The following is a 20,094-nucleotide window of genomic DNA, read 5'->3' as shown; positions in this document are numbered from 1 at the left end:
ATGAAAAAGACAACCCTTATTGTGATCGTGTCCATGCTGGCCATTGTCTCTCTAATCGGTTTCCGACTGGCTTCGAACAAGAAAAAGATTGACGAGAAGAACCAGTTGCCAACCAGCACGAACGTTGCCATTCCGGTAACGGTGGCACAGGTTGAGGCCGGTACCGTTACGCAGCAGTTGGTGAAGACCGGCAACCTGATCCCATTCAAAGAAGCCGATATTATGGCGACGGCTCCCGGCAAAGTAACCCGCGTCAATTTTGAACTGGGCTCGCACGTCGGCCAGGGTGCCGCCCTGGTGCAGGTCGACAACCGGCTGAAGGAACTGTCGCTGGAAGCCACCAATCTCAGTATCAATAAGCTGAAGAAAGACGTTGACCGGTACAACAACCTGCTGGCCGGCAATGCGGCTACGGAGGTGCAGGTGAACGACGTGACGTATAATTATCAGAATGCCCAGAACCAGGCCGAGCAGATCAAAAAGCAGATTCAGGACGCTACCGTGAAGGCCCCCATCAGCGGCCAGGTTGTCAAGCGTACCATCGAAGTAGGCGAGTTTGTCAATATAGGAACCGTGGTCGGCTCCATCGTTGATATTTCCCGGCTGAAAGTAGAAGTCCTGGTCAACGAGAAAGACGTGTATGCACTGCGGAAAGGCCAATCTGTGAAGGTGACAGCCGATGTATTTCCGGGTAAGGTATTCAACGGCCAGATTTCGTTTATTTCTCCGCAGGGTAACGCCGAGCATAACTACCCGGTTGAGATCACGCTCAGCAACGGCAACCTGCTGAAAGCCGGTACGTTCGTGAATGTCGACTTCTCGAAGTCGTCCAACGAAAAGGCCCTGCAAATCCCGCGTTCGGCGCTGGTCGAGAGTGTGAAAAACCCATATGTGTACGTGGTGGAAGGTAACGTAGCCCGGCAGCGCCCCATTAAAGTTGGCCGTGAGTTCGGCGACTCCATCGAAGTCGTCAGCGGCCTGACCGCCGGCGAGCAGGTCATCACCACCGGCCAGATCAATTTGAGCGACGGCGCTCCGGTGCAGATAACGAAATAAAAGACTTTGGATAGTAGACGTTAGACATTAGACTTTTCCATATAGGTCTAAAGTCTAAAATCTAACGTCCAGCATCAACAATAGAAATGTCAATTACCGAATTATCCATAAAACGACCGCTGCTGGTGACGACGATCTTCACCGTGCTGGTCCTGTTTGGGGTTGTTAGTTACAAGCAGTTGTCGTATAACCTGCTCCCCAAGTTCGAAGCCAACGTCATCAGCATCGCTACCATCTACCGGGGGGCGTCGGCTGCTGAAGTTGAGACGAACGTTACCAAGCGCATTGAAGATGCCGTATCGGCGCTGGAAGGGCTGGACCGTATCCAGTCTACCTCGCAGGAAAGTGCGTCGATCATTATCATCCAGCTGAAAAACGGGGTGGATGTAACCAAGGCGCAGCAGGATGCGCAGCGTAAAATCGACCAGATCGCCAACCTGCTGCCCGATGCTGCCGACCGCCCGATTCTGAACAAATTCTCGACCGATGAATTGCCGGTACTGCGGATGGGAGTTACGGCCAACCTGCCGCCGACGCAACTGTACGATCTGCTGAATGATAAGCTGAAGCCACAACTGTCTAACGTGGCGGGTGTGGGTCAGGTAAACATCATTGGGGGTACCGTACGGCAGATTCAGGTGAACGTCGATCAGGAGAAGCTGCGGGCCTACGGCCTGTCTATCGGTCAGGTATCGCAGGCGATCAACAGCGCCAACACCAGTTTTCCGGCCGGTCAGCTCGAAACGCGGGAATCGCAGTACTCCATTCGGTTCGATGCCTCGGTGGAGACCTTGAACCGGATGCGGCAGTTAATCGTTGCCCGGAAAGCCAGCGGTGCCCAGATCCTGCTGAGCGACGTTGCCGAGGTGGTCGATGCGACCGCTAAGCCGACCGCCATTAACCACATCAACGGCAAGCCGTCGGTGGGTGTGCAGATTCAGAAGCAGTCGGATGCCAACGCCGTCGACGTAAGTAAGCTGGTGCGGGAGCGGATTGCTACACTGGAGAAACAATACGCGTCGACCGGCCTGAGCTTTAACATTGCCGCCGACCAATCGACCTATACGCTGGCTTCGGCCAATGCGGTAGTCGATGACCTCTTTTTGGCCGTGCTGATTGTATCGGTAGTGATGCTGTTGTTCCTGCACAGCTTCCGCTCGTCGCTGTTCGTGCTGGTGGCCTTGCCGTCGTCCATGTTGCCGACGTTCGTGCTGATGAACCTGGCGGGTTTCTCGCTCAACCTGATGACCCTGATGGCGCTCTCGCTGGTGGTCGGTATCCTGGTCGATGACTCCATTGTGGTGCTGGAAAACATCAACCGGCACCTCGAAATGGGCAAAGACAAGCGAACGGCGGCTCTGGAAGGCCGGAACGAGATCGGCTTTACGGCCCTTGCCATTACGCTGGTCGACGTGGTGGTGTTTGTACCGCTGGCTCTCACGGGTGGTCTGATCGGAAATATCCTGCGGGAATTCTCGCTGGTGGTGGTATTCTCGACCCTGATGAGCTTGCTGGTGTCGTTTACGCTCACGCCATTGCTGGTATCGCGCTTCGGTAAGCGGGAAGTACTGAACCCGAAATCGCTCTGGGGTAAACTAAATATCGGTTTCGAACATATGCTGACCCGGTTGAGCGAAGCCTACGGCCGTAGCCTGCATGTCATCTTACGCCGGAAGCGGTGGGTATTTCTGGGTATTTTTGCGCTGCTGGTGGGTTCCATTGCGCTGGTGCCGGCCGGTTTCATCGGGGCCGCCTTTATGCCGCAGAGTGATCAGGGCGAAATGAACGTGCAACTGGAGCTGGCCCCAACGGCTTCCATCAACCAGACGAACGGAATCGCCCAACGAGCTGAGCAACTGATCCTGAAGCACCCGGAAGTAACCAATGTGTTTACGAATGTGGGCTATACCAGCAGTGGTATCGCTACCTCATCCAACAGCAACATTGCCGACCTCAACGTAAAACTGGTCGACAAGAAGCAGCGAAACATCTCGACCGAAGAGTTTGGTCAGTTGCTCAAGAAAGAAGTGGCGCAGATACCGGGCGTAAAGGTCAGCGTTTCGCCGGTAGGTATTGTGGGCGCTCAGCAGTCGCCGATCATGATTGCCGTGAAAGGTACTGATCTGGCCAGCATCCGCAAGGCAGCCGCGCAGGTGATGGCCGTTACCAAAGCTACGCCCGGTACGCAGGATGTGAAGTATTCGGTAAAAGATCCGAAGCCGGAGGTTACCGTCAACCTTGATCGTGAACGTATGGCACAACTGGGTATCAGTGCCTCCGACGTAGGGATGGCGCTGCAGAACGCCTTCCGGGGCAACGACCGCTCAAAATTCAAGCAGAACGGCAACGAGTACGATATTCTGATCAGCCTCGACCGCTTTGATCGCACTAGCCCCGGCGACATCAGCCGCCTGACGTTTGTCAACAATCAGAGCCGGATGTTCGAACTGTCGCAGTTTGCCACGGTGGAAGTGAAAGTTGGCGAAAGTGTGCTGGAGCGTATCGACCGGTTATCGTCCATCACCGTTAACTCGCAGGTGGTTGGCCGTCCGGTGGGTACCGTAGGTGCCGATATTCAGGCCAAGATGGCGAAGGTGCAACTGCCGGAAGGCGTTACCGTTCAGTACCTGGGTCAGTTGCAGCAGCAGTCCGACGCCTTTGGCAGCCTGGGTCTGGCCCTGATTACGGCCATTCTGCTGGTGTACTTCATCATGGTGGCCCTGTACGAGAGCGTGGTGTATCCGTTTGTGGTACTGTTCTCCATCCCGGTAGCCCTGATTGGTGCCCTGCTGGCCCTGGCGCTGTCGATGGAAAGCCTGACCGTATTCGCTATCGTGGGTATGATTATGCTGCTGGGTCTGGTGGCCAAGAACGCCATCCTGATCGTCGACTTCACCAACCACCTGAAAGCCGAAGGCATGGGGGTAGTCGAAGCCCTGATTGAAGCGGGTAAGGAGCGTCTCCGCCCGATCCTGATGACCACTCTGGCGATGGTGTTCGGTATGCTGCCGATTGCCCTGGCGAGCGGGGCCGGTGCCGAAACCAAGAACGGTATGGCGTGGGTGATCATCGGTGGTCTGACCAGTTCCTTGCTGCTGACCCTGCTGATTGTGCCCTCTATGTACCTGGTAGTTGATACCATCAAGGCGAAGTTCAGCCGGAAGAAGAAAACGGCTAAAGCGGAACTGGTCGAAGCGTGATCCGTGTACGGCGGATTTGTAATCCGCTACAGCCAGGAACAATAAAAAAGCCGTTGCACCACCCGTGTGCAACGGCTTTTTTGCGGCTGATCTCTACTTGCTCCGCTCAATCGTATACTGCACCAGTTGCTCCAGCGAGGTGCGGTAGGCAGATTCCGGAAAGCTGTAGAGGATGGTTTGCGCTTCGGTAACGTATTGCTCCATCGCCGTGGTGGCGTATTCAATGCCGCCCGACTGCTTCACAAAAGCAATTACCTCGTTTACCTTCTTCGGATTCTCACTTTCGTTTTTGACGATGTTAATCATCCGGCGCTTTTCCCAATAGCCGGCCTTCCGAAGGGCATAAATAAGCGGCAGGGTCATCTTCTTTTCTTTAATATCGATGCCCAGCGGCTTACCCACCTCAGCCGTACCATAGTCAAATAAATCGTCTTTAATCTGAAAGGCAATACCCACCTTCTCGCCAAACAGCCGGGCTTTTTCTACAATATCGGAAGCGGCATCGGCCGAGCGGGCTCCTGCGGCACAACAGGCCGAGATCAGCGAGGCCGTTTTCTGGCGGATGATTTCGTAATACACATCTTCGGTAATGTCGAGCCGACGGGCTTTTTCGATCTGGAGCAGTTCGCCCTCGCTGATTTCACGCACCGCCCGCGACACGATCTGCAGCAGGTCGTAGTCGCCGTTATCGACGGACAGCAGCAGGCCCCGCGACAATAAATAATCGCCGACGAGTACCGCAATTTTGTTCTTCCACAGGGCGTTAATGGAGAAAAATCCCCGGCGGTAGTTGGAATCATCCACCACATCGTCGTGGACGAGCGTAGCCGTATGCAGCAATTCTATTAAGGCAGCCCCCCGGTAGGTCGATTCGGTGATGGGGCCGCAGACTCCCGCAGTCAGAAAGACAAACATGGGTCGGAGCTGCTTGCCTTTCCGCTTCACAATGTAGTTCATGATCTGATCCAGCAGCATCACGTCACTTTTCATCAGATCCCGAAATTTCTGCTCAAAAAGCGTCATTTCGACGGCAATGGGAGCTTGTATATCCGCGACGGTCAGAGCCATTCAATGGGGGTTGTTCCAAAATTACGGCAAGTATAGCAAGGAAAAGCCGGAGGGCCAAAGCAAGATTGTTTGTTAAGCCTCCGGCATATAGAGACTGAAACAGGAAAAGGCAGCTTTGGGCTGACCGGCCTGCTGCACGGCATCGCGTACCCCCTGCATCTGCTGGGCCAGTTCTTTCGGCTATTCCAGACCCTTGGCCCATTGGATCTTAACCTTCTGGGCTTAGTCGTTCACCTGGATCAGGTCAATTTAAACATCGATCTCAGTCCGGATCAGGTAACTTGCTGGGGAATCTGTTATGTGCCGTTGCCGGCTTACTGGATCCGATTAATTTCTTAGCGAATCTAGCCCAGATTGTAGACCTGCTTAACCAGATAGTAGGCATTATTCAGGGCTTGTAAGCCTAATACAAACAGTTTGATAATAAACACAAAGGCAGCTTTTACCGGCTGCCTTTGTGTTTATTGAGGCCTTACAACCTGAGTCCGGCCGACAGGGTAAAACTGCGCCCATCGGAGGGCCAGATACCGGGACCAGGGTAAAAGGTCGGCCGTTTGGTGAAATACTGGCGGTTGGTCAGGTTGCTGATGCTACCCCGGATGGTCAGACGTTTCCTGAACCACCACGTAGCGTTTAAATCCCATAAGCTATAGGCCGGTACCAGCCCTCTGGCTCCATTACCAGTGGGAATTTCCGTGTTCAGCGCATCAGAAAACGTTTTGCCGACATAGCTGTATTGGGTGGTCAGACTTACCTGGCGGTAGCGGAGTGTCACCCCGTTCCGGCTGGTCCAGGCCGGCGCAGCTTCAACCCGATTTCCGGAGACAGACCGGTTTTCAGTGCCGGTGGATACCTGTACGTTCAGATAGCGGGCATCCAGATACGCCGTTGACGTAAAACCACTCACCAGCAGTTTTCCCGAACGAAATAAGTCTGCTTCCAGTAAAGCCTCTACGCCCCGGCTGCGGCTATCCCCGATGTTGGTCCGTAAAACGGTTGAACTGCCATCGGCGCTGGTAGTAACAATGCTGCCCAGCCGGTTGCGATAGAGCAGGTCAAAAACCCCGACATTAACGTGTATCGACCGCCAAAGACCGGCCACTCCGGCTTCCAGCGTGTAGCCGTGGGCATCTTTCAGGTTAGTGTCTACCCGCTCATACACCGAAACCGGAATGATGTCTTTGAAGATCACCGGCCGGTAGGCCTGGGAGTAGCCCGCATAGAATCGTATCTGCGGAGTGATCCGGTACTGACTGCTTACACCCAGCAGCGTAAACTGATGGGCTATATCATTGGGTACAGCGTCGGGACTATAATAGCTGATGGTACCCCGCATCCTGGTCAGGCCATTTTCCCGGCGAATACCCGGCGAGAGGGTTAGTTTAGGGGTCAGTTCAACCTGGCTTTCGGCAAATACCGCTACATTCCGGGTGTAATAATGCAGGTCCCGGCCCCAGCCTGTCGCTGTCAGGCTCAGGTCAAAGGCAGATCCGGTTGTACCCCGGCCTACTTGCCGGCGGTGCAGATCATTATTCATGCCTTGTACGCCAATTACCAGCGTGGCCGGCAACGGCCCGATCTGGTAGCGATGCAGCAGCCGGATTTCGGCGGTATAGCTGTTGAAATGGTCGATGTCTACCTGCCGGGGCTTGTACTGACCGGTCTGCGGGTCGGGCGCATCAGGTACGTCGGCAAAGGCATCGAACAGCACACTATTCCGCATCCCCAGCACCGCCGACAATGTGGCGGTAAGCTGCGTGCGGTCACTTGGCTGCCAGACTGCCCGTAGCGAAGGCACGTAAATATCCGGGTTAAAATAATTGCGGCTCCGCGTGGCCTGCCGGGGATTCCGGGCAAACTGGGCGTCGGTCAGCGGACCGGGTTGTTGGGCCAGGTAAGTAGACCGGCCTAACTCGGCACGCAGCCGCAGCCTGTTTGTGGCCTGAAACTGTAAACTGACAAACTGGGCCTGTGCATGGGAACGCGCGTTTTCGCGGTAGCCGGCAAAAACCCGCCGGTAGTCATAGGCATAATAGGTAAGCCGCCCTACCTTGCCGCCGATGGCATTGTACGTACTCAGCAAGCCGTACGAGCCAACCGCGTTGATGCTCTCAAAACCAAACCGCCGGGTGGTATCGGCGGCTTTGGTGATGTAGTTGATCATGCCGCCGAACTGGGCGCCATATTGCAGGGAACCGGTACCCCGAACCAGCTCGACCCGCTCCAGGCTTTCGGTGGGTGGGGAGTAGTGAGACGCCGGATAGCCGTACATATCCGAATTGGTGATGATCCCGTTCTGCCGGATGTTCAACTCCCAGGAGCGGTGCGGATCAAGCCCCCGCGTAGCAATATTCAATTGGTTGCCCGTGCCGTCCATGTCATAAACAAACAGGCCGGGAATGCGGGCCAAAAGCTGCCTGCCGGTTTTACTGGCTATATTGGCATCGAGGTTGGTAAGCCGGATTAGTTCGCTGCGCTTGCCGGCCAGCAGGTAAGTGCCATGCACATCGGGTAGCGATTCGGTCCGAATCTGACGGATACCTTCAACCGTAAGGGTATCAAGCGTGTTAACCTTGAGCGTATCGGCCTGTTGCTGTGCCTGGACAAATCCTGGCCAACAGCCTGCAAAAAAAACAGAAATGACTAAGTAAAATCGACCCATTAGCATCAGCATGTAGCTGCGTAAACCTGCTGGTTTAACGCTTTTAGGGCAAAGTTGGTTACAGTTCTAGCAATAGTCCTACACTTCCGCTACAGAAATCACGTCTTGCGTTACAAACAACCGGTTTTGGGCTACCGGCTGAATGAGTACCGATATTCCTTTCGGCAGACCGAAAACAGACCAGGGGTATCAGGAGCCTCTACCCGGCATAAGCCCCCTCGCCGGTCTGCCGCAGCAGCGATAGCGCCGTAAGGGTGTCCAGCAGCGGCTGTACTTTTTCGGGCCGGGTGCGGTGGAACCCGTCGGCCACCTGTCTGGACGTCAGCGGCCGACCGGCCTGCTGTAACGCGCCAGTCGGTCTAATGCTGCGAAACCTATGACCGTTCGTTAACTTTTTGCTAAAGAGTAACCTATCAAAAAAAGAAATACCTAGTTTAAGCTTCAGAAACCCAGCGTACTACCAAATCACACTTCCGCTATGGACGGTTTTAACCTCAACTTGCGCTCGTTTGCCTTAGCCAAAGCCTTCAACCAGGAATACAAAACCGGCGATGCCTTAATCGTTCATAGCCTACACGGTCGCATGCTATGGGGCAGACTACAACGCCCGGCAATGGCGCTGGGAGATCAGGTTATTATCAATCTGGAGGGATATACCCTGTGTTTTCACCTGGATCAGGTAATCGGAAAAGCCTGAAAAGCGGATGCGGTTCACGCCCTGGCCGGCATACGCCGGCAGCAGACATAAAATCATATAAGCCTGTATAAATTTTCGAACGTATTCCTATGATAAAATAATTAAACAATCGTTATAATGCTTAGGTAATTTTAAGATAAAATACCAATCTGAAAATAGAAATAATATGAAAGCCCTTGTACTCGGTGGAGGATCGTTGAAAGGTGCGTTTCAGGCCGGTGCTGTCATGGCGGTACTCGAAGCGGGGTATGAGCCCGATGCGGTGTACGGAATTTCCGTCGGCAGCCTTAATGCAACGTTTTTAGCCTACGAAGCAGCAAAGCAATACAAAGAGACCCGATACGTCAACTGGCCCAAAGCAGGCCGCCATTTGCTGGAATTCTGGATTCGTAACATTACCCGCCCGCAGGATGTAGCAACCATCCGCTCCCGCTTCCGGACGGGGTTCAACACGCTCATGAGCCGCTTCGACGGCTTTCTGGACAACACGCCCATCCGCTCCCTGATCACCAATCACGTCGATATGGATGTGCTGCGGAATGGTCCAATCCGGATAAAAGTGGGTGCCGTCGACGTTGTTGGGGGCGATATTATTTACGCTGATGCGATGGACCCGCACTTTATGGAGTTCGTATATGCCAGCAGTTCGCTGCCTTTTCTGATGCCGGGCGTACACATTGGCGGAGACACCAAAAAACTGTTTATGGACGGTGGTCTTCGGGAGGTAGCCCCCCTGCGCGTGGCCATTGAAGATAACGCCGGCGAAATTGTTTGCATCGCCTGTCAGTCGCGCCGGATCTTTAACGAAAAGTTTAATTGCCGGAATCTACTGAACCTGATGGACCGGGTAAAAGACATTACGGTCAACCAGATCGTAAACAACGATATCTCCTGGGCCGAGCGTTTTGCCGAACGGGAGCGGATGCACGGACGCGATATGCGCCTGACAGTGGTCCGGCCTACCGAACCACTTTCCCTGAATCTGTTGCGCTTCACCTCCGAAGACATCGGCGACCTGATCGTGAAAGGCTACCAGGCGGCTACCGATGTGCTGCGGGCCGAGGAGTTGAAGCTGCGGGCGTAGGCCATAGAGCCGGCCAACCTATACCTGCTCCGAATGGGCAAAAACAAACAGCCCTGCCAGATTCCTCCGGCAGGGCTGTTTATTGATAATTTACTCAACCAATTAGTTGAAGATGTAGCGCACACCGATTTGTGCCTGCCACACGTTATCCAGCGTAATGCTCTTCGTGAATGAGTCACGCAGCAGGATCGTCTTACCGTCGACCACCTGCGTTGCCAGGCGATAGGTAGGCTTGCCATCCGCAGCAACGCTGGCTACCGTCAGCGGGTTAGCGGTACCAAAGTTACCAGTCGTCAGTACGTTACCAACACCCCACTTATTGTTCAGCATATTGCCGAAGTTCAAAACGTCGGCGCGTAATTGAATGGTGTTACGTACACCTTTCGGGCCAACTTTCACGAAAAACTCCTGAGTAACCGTCAGGTCAACGCGAGTCAGCCAGGGTAAAGCACCACCGTTACGCTCAGCATACAGGCCCCGACGCGACTGCAGATACGGGTTGTTCTCGATAAAGCTATCGAATGCCTGCTGCTGCTGCTCCGGCGTAAAGACCTGCGCTGTGGCTCCTGAACCTACAGTAAATGAAGTAAAGGTGGTTTCAGATGCGTTTTTCGGCACATAAATCAGGTCATTGATCTGACCGTCGCCGTTCAGGTCATTACCATAGGAGTACGAAACCTTAGTACCACTGTTAGATACCAGACCCAGCGTAAACATAGTAGACCCACCAAACTTACCACCGTAGTTCAGGCGGTAATTCGCGTAACCGATGATCCGGTGACGGAGGTCGTTATCACCGAACGACTCGCGCAGGTAGTTCTGACCACCCACGCTCGGCGTGTTGGCCTGTACCGTACTCCCCACCGACTGCAGATCCCGTGCATAGCCATAGGTGTAGGCCAGCATACCACCCAGCCCGCGCACGGCCGGTTTCTCCAGCTTGGCCGTTAAGGTGTAGGCATATCCCACGTTGGTATTCTTAAGCACGAATACGTTAGTAACGGCCGTATTGTAGAAACGGGCCGCGTTGAGGGCAGCCCCCGATACGCCGGAGCCGGGGAAGCGGTCGCGGTCATCCGCACCACTCAGTTTACGATCCGGAGCTTTCAGGTTGGCATCAACATACCGTACGCCATTGATTACTTTATTGTAGATAAACTCGACCGTACCGATCAGTCCATAAGGCAGACGCTGATCAACCGCAATATTGGTTTTCCAGATCGACGGGTACTTCAGATCGGGATCGGTTGCGTTCACTACATACGGAGCCAGTTTGGTAATATCTACCTTGGTCGGGTCCGGACGCAGGGCCGCCGGTAATTGACTTGGATCAGTTACAAACGGTACCGTTGTGGTGTTCTGCAGGTTGATAACGGCCGTATTTACACCGTTGTTACCCAGCTGGTTAGACACCAGTACCTGCGGAATCCGCGATACGAAGATACCCGTACCACCACGCACCTGCGTCGACCGGTCACCCTTTACATCCCAGTTGAAACCCAGCCGTGGGGACAGCAGCAGCCGGTTTTTCGGGAATGCACCGGTATTTACGTTATAGTTGGCATTGTTTTCGTCCCTGAACGTCAGACCCGCCACCACCGGGTTATTAAAGTCGGTCGCCAGCGATTGGTCGTAGGCGAAAATATCACCGCGCAGACCCAGGGTTACCTTAAAGTTCGGATTAGCCTGGAATTCGTCCTGCAGATACGCGCTGTACGTATTTGACTCCAGTCGCTGCCACGGTTCAGCACCGCCCGGCAGCAATGAATACCGCAGGTTGTAGCGGTTTACCGGTACTGGCGAGGTAGTAGCCGTCGGGTTATTCTTGGATGCTAAGGCCGCCGTTTTGAAATCGGCCAGTGAGTTGTAGACATACACTCCGTTCGAGGCCGGGAAGAACAGGTTGTTCGACGTAAAGTGCTCGTAGGCCAGCCCCAGCGTCAGCGTATGCTTACCGGCAAAATAGCTCAGGTTGTTGGTCACGTTCAGCGTCGAATAGTTCAGTTTGTTGCTGGGCGTAAACGGGTCGAAACCAACCGACATGTACGTAGTTCCGTCTTTCAGAATGTCAATGGTTGGGAACAGACCTGTCTTGTACTGGCGGTCTTCGATCTGCTTGTTGTACGTAGCGATCAACTGATTGGCAAACCGGCCCTGGAAGTTCGAGTTCAACTCGGCAGCGATCGAGCGCGTGTTATCCGCAATCAGGTAACCTGATGACTCAGGCGACAACGCCAGTGCGGAGTTAGTGCGGTTACCGTTACCGGCCGTGTTGCTACTGTTACTATTGCTGATAATAACACCCGATTGCGAATCGTGGTGCGAGTACCGTACGGTCAGCTTGTGGTTATCGTTGATGTTGTAATCCAGACGCAGCAGACCCTTAATACTTTTTACTTCGTTGTTGAAGTTGTCGAACGCCCCCAGCGAACGCCCGAAGTTGGTCTGCATAAAGCTGGTAATATCGTCCACATCAGCCTGCGATACGCGGGAAATGTTACCTGAAGTTTGCCCCCGGTTTACCTGCCAGTCGAGCGCAGGGTTGCTGCTCCTGAACTGCTCCAGGTTGGCGAAGAAGAACAGCTTATTCTTGATGATCGGACCACCAACGCGGAAGCCGTAGGTTTTCTCGTCGATGTTTACCGGCGGCAGCGGCTTGCCGTCGGCTTCTTTACCGATCAGGCGGGGACTTTTGCTGCTACGGAACAGGTGATAAGCTGAACCCGAGAAATCATTGGTACCGGAGCGCGTTACGGCGTTGATACCGGCACCGGCAAAGCCGGACTGACGCACATCGAAAGGCGCAACGTTCAACTGAACTTCATCCAGCGCGTCGATCGACACGGCGGTGGTACCCGTACGACCACCGGCCTGCGCCGATGAACCCAGACCGAAACCGTTGTTGAACACCGAACCGTCGATGGTAAAGTTATTGAAGCGGCTATCCTGGCCACCAAACGAGCGGCCGTTACCATAAGCGTTATATTTGGTAATATCGTTTACCGTACGGCCAATTGTCGGGAGGCTGTTAATGGCTTCCCGGCCGAAGGTAGCAGCGGCACCGGTACGGTCGGAGCTGAAAATATCGCTCCGGCTACCCGATACAACTACTTCCGCCAATTGCGTGCTTTCATCGGCCAGGGCAAAGTCTACGTTCACGGCAGTACCCAGGTTGGCCGTGAACCCTTCTTTTACCACTTCCTTATACCCAACAAACGTGGCCGTAATCCGGTACGGACCACCCACCCGCACATTTGGCAGGTTAAAACGACCTTCATTGTTTGTAACCGTTCCGTACCGTGTACCGGAGGGTACGTGTACGGCAACCACCGTAGCGCCGGGGAGAACCTCCCCTTTCTGATCCCGGACCTGACCGGTAATCGCTGATGAAGTCACCTGTGCCAGGGCTGCGCTCCCGCCGAGAACAGCCACCAGCATACTGCCAAGCAGCAGAAATGCCGCTCTGAAATGCAGTAGTTTTTTAGACATAAATGTGATTGGTTTGTTTGTGTTTATTGTGCAGTAACCCATTTGTAGGATTCAAGTACGGATTTGGCTGCAAAGGAAAGTGAAATTATAACCGTATGCAAGCAGCCTAATCTTAGGAAAGTACTATGAATACCAACAAATTCCTGAATTATTCATTTCTTTATAATATAAAGCCTATTTCTCGATATTAAAAAATTATTAACTCCAGTCAGACGTGTCCCAACCTTAAAACTGCACTTAATCTATATACAAAAACTATTGTAATAAAAAAACGTCGCTCCTGTGAGCGACGTTTTCGACTGAAAATCAAAGGAAAAGAGATTCCTTTTAATTATTAATGACCTGCCCCAGCGCCAGTGCGTTGGCTCCGGTTCCCCTTACCAATCCACGGGCAAACAGCGTATAGAGCTTACCGGCCTCCAGCGTTATGGTCTGGCTCAGCACCGGATTGCCGGTTGCCGGTATGGTGGCTCCGGTAAATACCTGCACCGTGTATGCCCCCGCCGGCACCGACGTAAAGTTGGCAAAGTTTACGGCCGTGGCACCCGTACCCGTCGATGTAGTCCGGTAGGTACGGTTCAGAAACGTTGGTGCCGTTTGACCAGTCGTTTGCGGTTGTAACCGGACCGAAACGGCCGGGGCGTCGGGAGCCAGGTGAAAGAACCGGACACCGGCGTTGCCCGCCGTCGGAGCTGTCAGGTTATCGGTCACCACCAGAAACTGCGGCCCACCCTGGTTAGTAGCTCCTGAGGTTGTTGGCCGGGGGCGGTTCAGCGTGTCCGTTACAAACACAGTATAACTGGTGTTGGCCGAAGCTGCAAAATTAGTCTGGTTGGTCGCCCCCGCCCGGAATACAATATCGTTGTTGCCTAATACACCACCAATAGTACCCGATGCCGCCCGCGCCCGCAGTTGAATGGTACCCGCCTGAGCGGCTGTGTAGCCGGTCGAACTCTGGCCGTAGGCTACCGACTGCGCAGCCTGGTTATTCTCAACCAGAAAATTGAGGGCCGGCGCACCCGGCGCGGCATTCACAAACAGGAACCGGGCCTGGTTGGTCGACGGGCCGGTGGCCGGCTGCGGATCAGGATACTCGGTAGACTGACAGCCGATCAGCAAAGCCGTTGCCAGTACACCGGTTACGGCAATTGTTCCTGTATAATTCAGATATGTTCTCATACGGTCAATCTCTATCGGTTTAGCGTTGCCCTGTTTAGTTGAAAATATACCGAAGACCCAACTGCAGCTGCCAGCGCGAAGCCAATGTCAGGTTATTGATAAACGATTCGGTCAGGGCAATTCCCTGCGACTGCTCGGCAAAGGAGTAGATTGGCCGGCCGGTCGTGGCTGCGGTGTTTGTGTTCGGTGTTTCGTAGCCCACAAAGTTCAGCAGGTTGGTGCGGGATGCACTCCGCGCCAGGCCCCAGTTGGAGTTCAGCAGGTTCAGCAGGTTCTGCACATCCACCGACAACTGAATGGCATTGCGCTTGCCTCCGACATTGGTAAACACATCCTGCAGCAGTCGGAAATTGACCAGGTGCTGCCAGGGCAGGTAAGCCCCGTTCCGCTCGGCATACTGCCCCCGGCGGGTACGCAGATACGGGTCCTGCTCAATAAACGCATTCAACTGCTCCCAAATCTGCTGGGTAGTCCGGGTATCGGCGGCATTGGTCGTTACCAGGATGACCTCGTTCTGATTGCGCGGCACATAAATCAGGTCATTGTTGCTGATACCTTCGTTGTTCGGGTTACCGCCGTACACATAGGAGTAGTTACCCCGGGTTTGTCCCTGATAGGTCAGCGAAACCGTGGTAGCCAGGAAGCCGAGGTACTCCAGCCGGTACTGCAGGAAGCCTACGACCCGGTGCGGAACCAGGTTGTTGGAATACGAGAGGTTAGGCAGGTTCGGACTGGTTACAATGGCCTGACCGGTATACAAACTACCCGCCGTAGAAGCCGATTGCGCGTTTACGTCTTTCGAGTCGGTGAAGGTGTAGGCCAGTGAACCTTCCAAACCACGGGAAAACCGCTTCTGAATCTGGGCCGTCATACTCAGGGAGTACCCCCGGTTGATGTTGTCCAGCACCAGCGCCTGCACAATCCGATCGTTGATCCGGCGGTCAAACGGCGGATTGACCCCCGCCACCCCGGCGGCATTACCCCAGATGGGCCGTCCGTCGCCGGCCAGCGTACCCACCGGATCGGCCAGGTTGGCGTCGCGGATGAAAACCGCGTTGACGTCTTTTGAATAAATAGCGTCGAAAGTGGCAATCCAGCCGCCCGGCAAGGTTTTATCGATACCAAAGCTCGTACGCCACACCTGCGGGAACTTGAAGTTCGGGGTTGTAGCATTGATGGTAAAAGTAGGTGCCAGCGGTACGCCCGGCTCACCCGTCAATGGGGGTACATACGCATTGGGGTCCGGATTGAACGGGAAGCTGGCATTGGCTGCCTGTCCCTGACGAAGTACCGTCCCGAAAAACACTCCGTTGTTGCTGACCTGATTCGACAGCCAGACAAACGGTACCCGGCCAGTGAAAATACCTGTTCCACCCCTTAACTGCAACGACCGGTTGCCCAGCACATCCCAGTTGAAACCAATACGGGGTGACCACAGAAAATTGGTTTTGGGTAATTCATTGACCCGAATCTGCTCACCGCCGGCAAACCGCATAGTATCGGTTACTACGTTACGGAGCAGTTTACTGTCGTTATACGTTGGTACGTCGAGCCGGATACCAGCCGTCAGGCGGAAGTTCCGGGTAAGGTTAATGTTATCCTGCGCATAAAATCCGACCTGCGCTGCGCTGAATTCGGCCGTCGGTACCGGCGTACCCGGTACGGCCGAGTACTGCAGTGCGTACTGCGTAGGAGCATTAGCCGCCGACGGGTTCGTCACGTTATTGATAAAGTCATCGACGCTGTTATACTGATAAACCCCCCGGATTTGTGGCGTAAACGCGTTGTAGAACCGGTAGAACTCATTGGCCGTCCCTAAGGAGACGGTGTGCTTACCCAGGAAAATATCGAACCGGTCGTTCACCTGGATCACATCCTGGTCCAGCCGGTTATTCGGCGTAAAGGCTTCGGCACCGAACGAGGTAAGTGTATTGCCATTAGGGCCGACAATATCGACCAACGGGAAATTTGGCGTTTCGGCCCCACCGCCGGCCTGGCGGAAATCCCGGAAAGCCGTATAACCGACCTGTAGGTTGTTGGCAAATTTGTTACTGAAAGTTGAGTTTAACTCGGCAATAACAGACTGCAGGTTATTGTTCTGCCGGTACCAGGAATACTGGAACGGAATGGCGTTGTTGTTGTTCTGACGACCACCCGGAGGAGCCGACGTAAAACCACCGGAGTTGCTGGGCGGTGTATCGCGGAACGCGTTCAACTGGTTGTAGCGAACCACCAGTTTATGCTGGTCGCTGATGTTCCAGTTGATCTTGGCCAAAAACTTAAAGTTTTGCGTGAGCTGGTCAAACGTACCCAGCGAACCCGGATCGAACGTCCAGGGTTTATTGGTGCCGGTATTGCGCAGAAAGTCTGACAGGCGTTCCAGATCGGCCCGAGCCGCAGTTTGCTGGAAAGGCTGCCCCTGCGAGTTGGTGCCGCCAACGGGGAACAACACCGCCGGGTCGGCCTGACGCTCCTGCTCCACGTTCACGAAGAAGAAAAGCTTGTTTTTGATGATCGGACCACCCAGCCGGGCACCAGCATTATAATACCGGAAGTCCAACTGCTGCTGCTCCTGCCCTTCGACCTTGCGTCCTACGAAACTCTGGTTTCGGTAAAAGCCGTATGCCGACCCCTGGAACTCGTTGGTGCCGGAGCGGGTCACCGCATTTACGCCCGCACCGGTAAAAGAACCCTGGCTAACATCAAAAGGAGAAATAGATACGTTCAACTGGTCAATGGCATCAAGGCTGATAGGCGTTCCGGCCGCGCCACCCGGCAGGGCCGACAGACCAAATACGTTGTTGGAGGTAGAGCCGTCGATAGAGAAGTTATTGTACAGGCTGCTGCGACCACCGAACGAAAAGCCGGGGCCGGCCTGCGGTGTCAGCGTACTTAAATCGGTAAAACTCCGGTTTAAGCTCGGTAGCCGTTCAAAGTTTTCGCGACGGAAGTTGGTAGCTACACCCGTTCGTTCGGAATCAATAACACCACCCCGCTGCGAAGTAACCACCACTTCGGTGAGTTGACGACCCTCTTCGGCCAGTCGGAAATCGGCCGCAACGGGCGTATTCAGTTCAGCGGAAGCGATCTCCCGAACCTGCTCCTGGTACCCAACATAAGAGACCGTAATCCGGTACGGTCCGCCAATGCGCACAGCCGGCAGATTGAACCGACCTGAGGTGTTGGTGGTAGTTCCGTAACGTGTTCCCGACGGCAAGTGTACGGCAATTACGGTAGCACCCGGTAAGGCTTCACCACTGGCGTCGGTGACAAGCCCGCTGATCGACGACGTAGTAACACCCTGCGCTAAGGCCCCGCTGCTACCCAGCATGGCCCATAGCATACTGCCAAGCAGCAGGATAGCTGCCCGAAAGCGCAGTAATTTTTTAGACATAACGTAGTTGATTTAGTTGTATGAAAAAGAGAACGAGTTGTGATGCTGAACTGGAAAGACAATGGCATACTCAGGAGAAAAGCCTTGCCGACGCGCCTGACTAACGCATTTTTGTTTACTAACCGCCTATCAACTTGCCAGGTAGTATACCACATATACCCTCTATAACTTTCCGATAGGCAATGTAGGTTTGTTAAATAATTATTAACTCATGAAGTAACCTACATATTCTATCGACTCGAAGATTAACTACCTTATTAACATATACCTGTTTGGTTTGTTTGGGAACCTTAGCGATCTACTGGCCGCAACAGCCGCAGACCAGCGCGTTATCTCCGGGCTCATTTTGTTATTTTTGATGCCCGACAGTTATTAATATTGCAGCCACATGCAACACACAGAGACCTATAAACTCACCCAATACAGCCACGGGGCCGGCTGCGGCTGTAAGATTTCGCCCAGGATTCTGGACCAAATCCTGCACAGCAACGCTACAGCCGCCCAACCTGCATTCCCGAACCTCCTCGTCGGTAATGACAGCCGCGACGATGCCGCCGTCATGGATCTGGGTAACGGCGAGGCTATCATCAGCACCACCGATTTTTTTATGCCCATTGTGGATGATGCCTACGACTTTGGCCGGATTGCGTCGGCCAACGCCATCAGCGACGTGTATGCCATGGGTGGAGAACCCATTATGGCCATTGCTATCCTGGGCTGGCCTATTGATAAGCTTCCGCCCGAAGTAGCCGGGCAGGTGCTGGAAGGCAGCCGCGCTATTTGCCGGGAGGCCGGTATCCCGCTGGCGGGCGGGCACAGCATCGACAGCCCGGAACCAATTTTTGGTCTCGCAGTAACGGGCAAAGTCAGGCTCCAGCACCTGAAGCAAAACAATACGGCCACGGCCGGCTGCCGGCTCTACCTGACCAAACCACTCGGCGTAGGTATCCTGACTACAGCGCAGAAAAAAGGCATTCTTCAGCCCGAACATGCCGATTTGGCTCCCGCCCAGATGGCGCAGCTCAACAAGTTTGGTGCTGTGCTGGGCCACCTGCCCTACGTAAAAGCCCTGACCGACGTAACCGGTTTTGGCCTGCTGGGTCACCTCACCGAAATGGCCGAAGGCAGCGGGCTAAGTGCCGAAATTGACTTTAACCGCGTACCCAAACTGCCAATGCTGGACGGGTACCTGGCGCAGAAAAGCATTCCCGGCGGTACGCACCGCAACTGGGACAGCTACGGCCACAAAATTGGCAATCTGTCTGACCTCCAGCGCTTTGTACTGGCCGACCCGCAGACCTCGGGTGGCCTGTTGATCGCCGTCGACCCCGACAGTACCGCCGAATTTGAGCGGGTAGCCGACGAAAACGGCCTTTCGCTGCAATACTTCGGGCGTCTGGTCGAGCAGCGGGAGAAAACGGTTTACCTGATCTGATTCATGAAACTCTATTACCGTACCGTCGGCGAGGCCGGCATACCCATTATTATTCTGCACGGCCTGTTTGGTTCGTCGGACAACTGGCTGACCATCAGCAAAACCATTGCCGACCAGGGCTACCGGGTTATTCTGCCCGATCAGCGGAACCATGGCCGCTCTCCCCGCAGCAACGATTTCGACTACCAAAGCATGGCCGCCGATTTAAAGGAATTGATAGACGACCTGGAGCTGGACCAACCAATACTGGTGGGCCACTCCATGGGTGGCAAAACGGTGATGCAATACGCCATGAATTTCCGTAACGACGGAACGCCAGGTAAATTCAGTCATCTGGTGGTGGTTGATATTGCGCCGAAGTTTTACCCGGTTCACCATAGCGACATTCTCAAGGGTCTCAACGCCATTAACCTGGCTTCCCTGAAAAGCCGTAACGAGGCCGATGCCGTGCTAAGCAGCCATGAGCCTTCGGTCGGTGTGCGGCAGTTCTTGCTCAAGAACCTGTACCGCAATGAACAGGGGCAGTTCGACTGGCGGATCAACCTGCCCGTGATCGAGCGGAAGATTCACGGCATCGGTGAGGAGCTGACCAATCCGCGTATCGTTACGGAGCCTACGCTGTTTATACGCGGCAGCGAGTCGTCGTACGTGCTGGACGATGATATTCCCGCCATCCGGCGCATCTTCCCCAACGCCCGGATCGCCACCATCGCCGGGGCCGGGCACTGGGTGCAGGCCGAAAAACCGGATGCGTTTGTAGAGGAACTGTTTAACTTTTTAGCCTGAAGTTCGTAGTTACAGTTCCTGCTTTTTAGCTACAAACTTCAGAC

11 protein-coding genes are annotated in these 20,094 nt (G+C 54.3%); 6 read left to right on the top strand and 5 right to left on the bottom strand.

Going from position 1 to position 20,094, the window contains the following annotated elements:
- Complete coding sequence (locus ABD931_RS08245; protein ID WP_345265832.1) at positions 1 to 1,056, top strand: efflux RND transporter periplasmic adaptor subunit; 1,056 nt, start codon at positions 1 to 3, stop codon at positions 1,054 to 1,056.
- 86 nt (positions 1,057 to 1,142) lie between these two features.
- Positions 1,143 to 4,256, top strand: coding sequence for an efflux RND transporter permease subunit (locus ABD931_RS08240; RefSeq protein ID WP_345265830.1), 3,114 nt, complete (start codon positions 1,143 to 1,145; stop codon positions 4,254 to 4,256).
- 93 nt (positions 4,257 to 4,349) lie between these two features.
- Here ABD931_RS08240 and ABD931_RS08235 read toward each other — a convergent pair whose 3' ends face one another.
- Complete coding sequence (locus ABD931_RS08235; protein WP_345265828.1) at positions 4,350 to 5,324, bottom strand: polyprenyl synthetase family protein; 975 nt, start codon at positions 5,322 to 5,324, stop codon at positions 4,350 to 4,352.
- Positions 5,325 to 5,796: 472 nt separating this feature from the next.
- The gene (locus tag ABD931_RS08230) at positions 5,797 to 7,986 is read right to left on the bottom strand and encodes a TonB-dependent receptor family protein (protein WP_345265826.1); all 2,190 of its coding nucleotides are present in this window, start codon (positions 7,984 to 7,986) and stop codon (positions 5,797 to 5,799) included.
- 478 nt (positions 7,987 to 8,464) lie between these two features.
- Between ABD931_RS08230 and ABD931_RS08225 the strand changes: the two genes are divergently transcribed.
- Positions 8,465 to 8,683: a hypothetical protein gene (locus tag ABD931_RS08225; protein WP_345265824.1), complete on the top strand. Its 219-nt coding sequence runs from the start codon at positions 8,465 to 8,467 to the stop codon at positions 8,681 to 8,683.
- 166 nt (positions 8,684 to 8,849) lie between these two features.
- On the top strand, positions 8,850 to 9,767 hold the full coding sequence (locus ABD931_RS08220; RefSeq protein WP_345265822.1) for a patatin-like phospholipase family protein: 918 nt from the start codon (positions 8,850 to 8,852) through the stop codon (positions 9,765 to 9,767).
- 102 nt (positions 9,768 to 9,869) lie between these two features.
- Here ABD931_RS08220 and ABD931_RS08215 read toward each other — a convergent pair whose 3' ends face one another.
- The 3 genes from ABD931_RS08215 to ABD931_RS08205 all read right to left on the bottom strand — a co-directional run bounded on the left by ABD931_RS08215 (position 9,870) and on the right by ABD931_RS08205 (position 17,829).
- On the bottom strand, positions 9,870 to 13,256 hold the full coding sequence (locus ABD931_RS08215) for a TonB-dependent receptor (RefSeq protein ID WP_345265820.1): 3,387 nt from the start codon (positions 13,254 to 13,256) through the stop codon (positions 9,870 to 9,872).
- Positions 13,257 to 13,583: 327 nt separating this feature from the next.
- A complete protein-coding gene (locus ABD931_RS08210; RefSeq protein ID WP_345265818.1) occupies positions 13,584 to 14,435 on the bottom strand; it encodes a DUF4397 domain-containing protein in 852 nt (283 codons plus the stop codon).
- Positions 14,436 to 14,469: 34 nt separating this feature from the next.
- Positions 14,470 to 17,829, bottom strand: a complete 3,360-nt coding sequence (locus ABD931_RS08205) for a TonB-dependent receptor (protein WP_345265816.1) — start codon at positions 17,827 to 17,829, stop codon at positions 14,470 to 14,472.
- Between the two features lie 388 nt (positions 17,830 to 18,217).
- Between ABD931_RS08205 and selD the strand changes: the two genes are divergently transcribed.
- Positions 18,218 to 19,264, top strand: a complete 1,047-nt coding sequence (selD, locus tag ABD931_RS08200; protein WP_345265814.1) for a selenide, water dikinase SelD — start codon at positions 18,218 to 18,220, stop codon at positions 19,262 to 19,264.
- A gap of 3 nt (positions 19,265 to 19,267) precedes the next feature.
- Positions 19,268 to 20,050: an alpha/beta fold hydrolase gene (locus ABD931_RS08195; RefSeq protein WP_345265812.1), complete on the top strand. Its 783-nt coding sequence runs from the start codon at positions 19,268 to 19,270 to the stop codon at positions 20,048 to 20,050.
- Positions 20,051 to 20,094: the final 44 nt, after the last annotated feature.

Origin of the sequence: Nibrella viscosa (assembly GCF_039541875.1) — a bacterium.
Lineage (GTDB): Bacteria > Bacteroidota > Bacteroidia > Cytophagales > Spirosomataceae > Nibrella > Nibrella viscosa.
The sequence above is the reverse complement of the archived record's forward strand: the minus strand, read 5'-3'. Positions and strand labels throughout refer to the sequence as shown.

Excerpts from the sequence above, each read along its gene's own strand:
- ABD931_RS08245 (WP_345265832.1), top strand. The coding sequence starts at position 1 with ATGAAAAAGACAACCCTTATTGTGATCGTGTCCATGCTGGCCATTGTC.
- ABD931_RS08240 (WP_345265830.1), top strand. The coding sequence starts at position 1,143 with ATGTCAATTACCGAATTATCCATAAAACGACCGCTGCTGGTGACGACG.
- ABD931_RS08235 (WP_345265828.1), bottom strand. The coding sequence starts at position 5,324 with ATGGCTCTGACCGTCGCGGATATACAAGCTCCCATTGCCGTCGAAATG.
- ABD931_RS08230 (WP_345265826.1), bottom strand. The coding sequence starts at position 7,986 with ATGGGTCGATTTTACTTAGTCATTTCTGTTTTTTTTGCAGGCTGTTGG.
- ABD931_RS08225 (WP_345265824.1), top strand. The coding sequence starts at position 8,465 with ATGGACGGTTTTAACCTCAACTTGCGCTCGTTTGCCTTAGCCAAAGCC.
- ABD931_RS08220 (WP_345265822.1), top strand. The coding sequence starts at position 8,850 with ATGAAAGCCCTTGTACTCGGTGGAGGATCGTTGAAAGGTGCGTTTCAG.
- ABD931_RS08215 (WP_345265820.1), bottom strand. The coding sequence starts at position 13,256 with ATGTCTAAAAAACTACTGCATTTCAGAGCGGCATTTCTGCTGCTTGGC.
- ABD931_RS08210 (WP_345265818.1), bottom strand. The coding sequence starts at position 14,435 with ATGAGAACATATCTGAATTATACAGGAACAATTGCCGTAACCGGTGTA.
- ABD931_RS08205 (WP_345265816.1), bottom strand. The coding sequence starts at position 17,829 with ATGTCTAAAAAATTACTGCGCTTTCGGGCAGCTATCCTGCTGCTTGGC.
- selD (WP_345265814.1), top strand. The coding sequence starts at position 18,218 with ATGCAACACACAGAGACCTATAAACTCACCCAATACAGCCACGGGGCC.
- ABD931_RS08195 (WP_345265812.1), top strand. The coding sequence starts at position 19,268 with ATGAAACTCTATTACCGTACCGTCGGCGAGGCCGGCATACCCATTATT.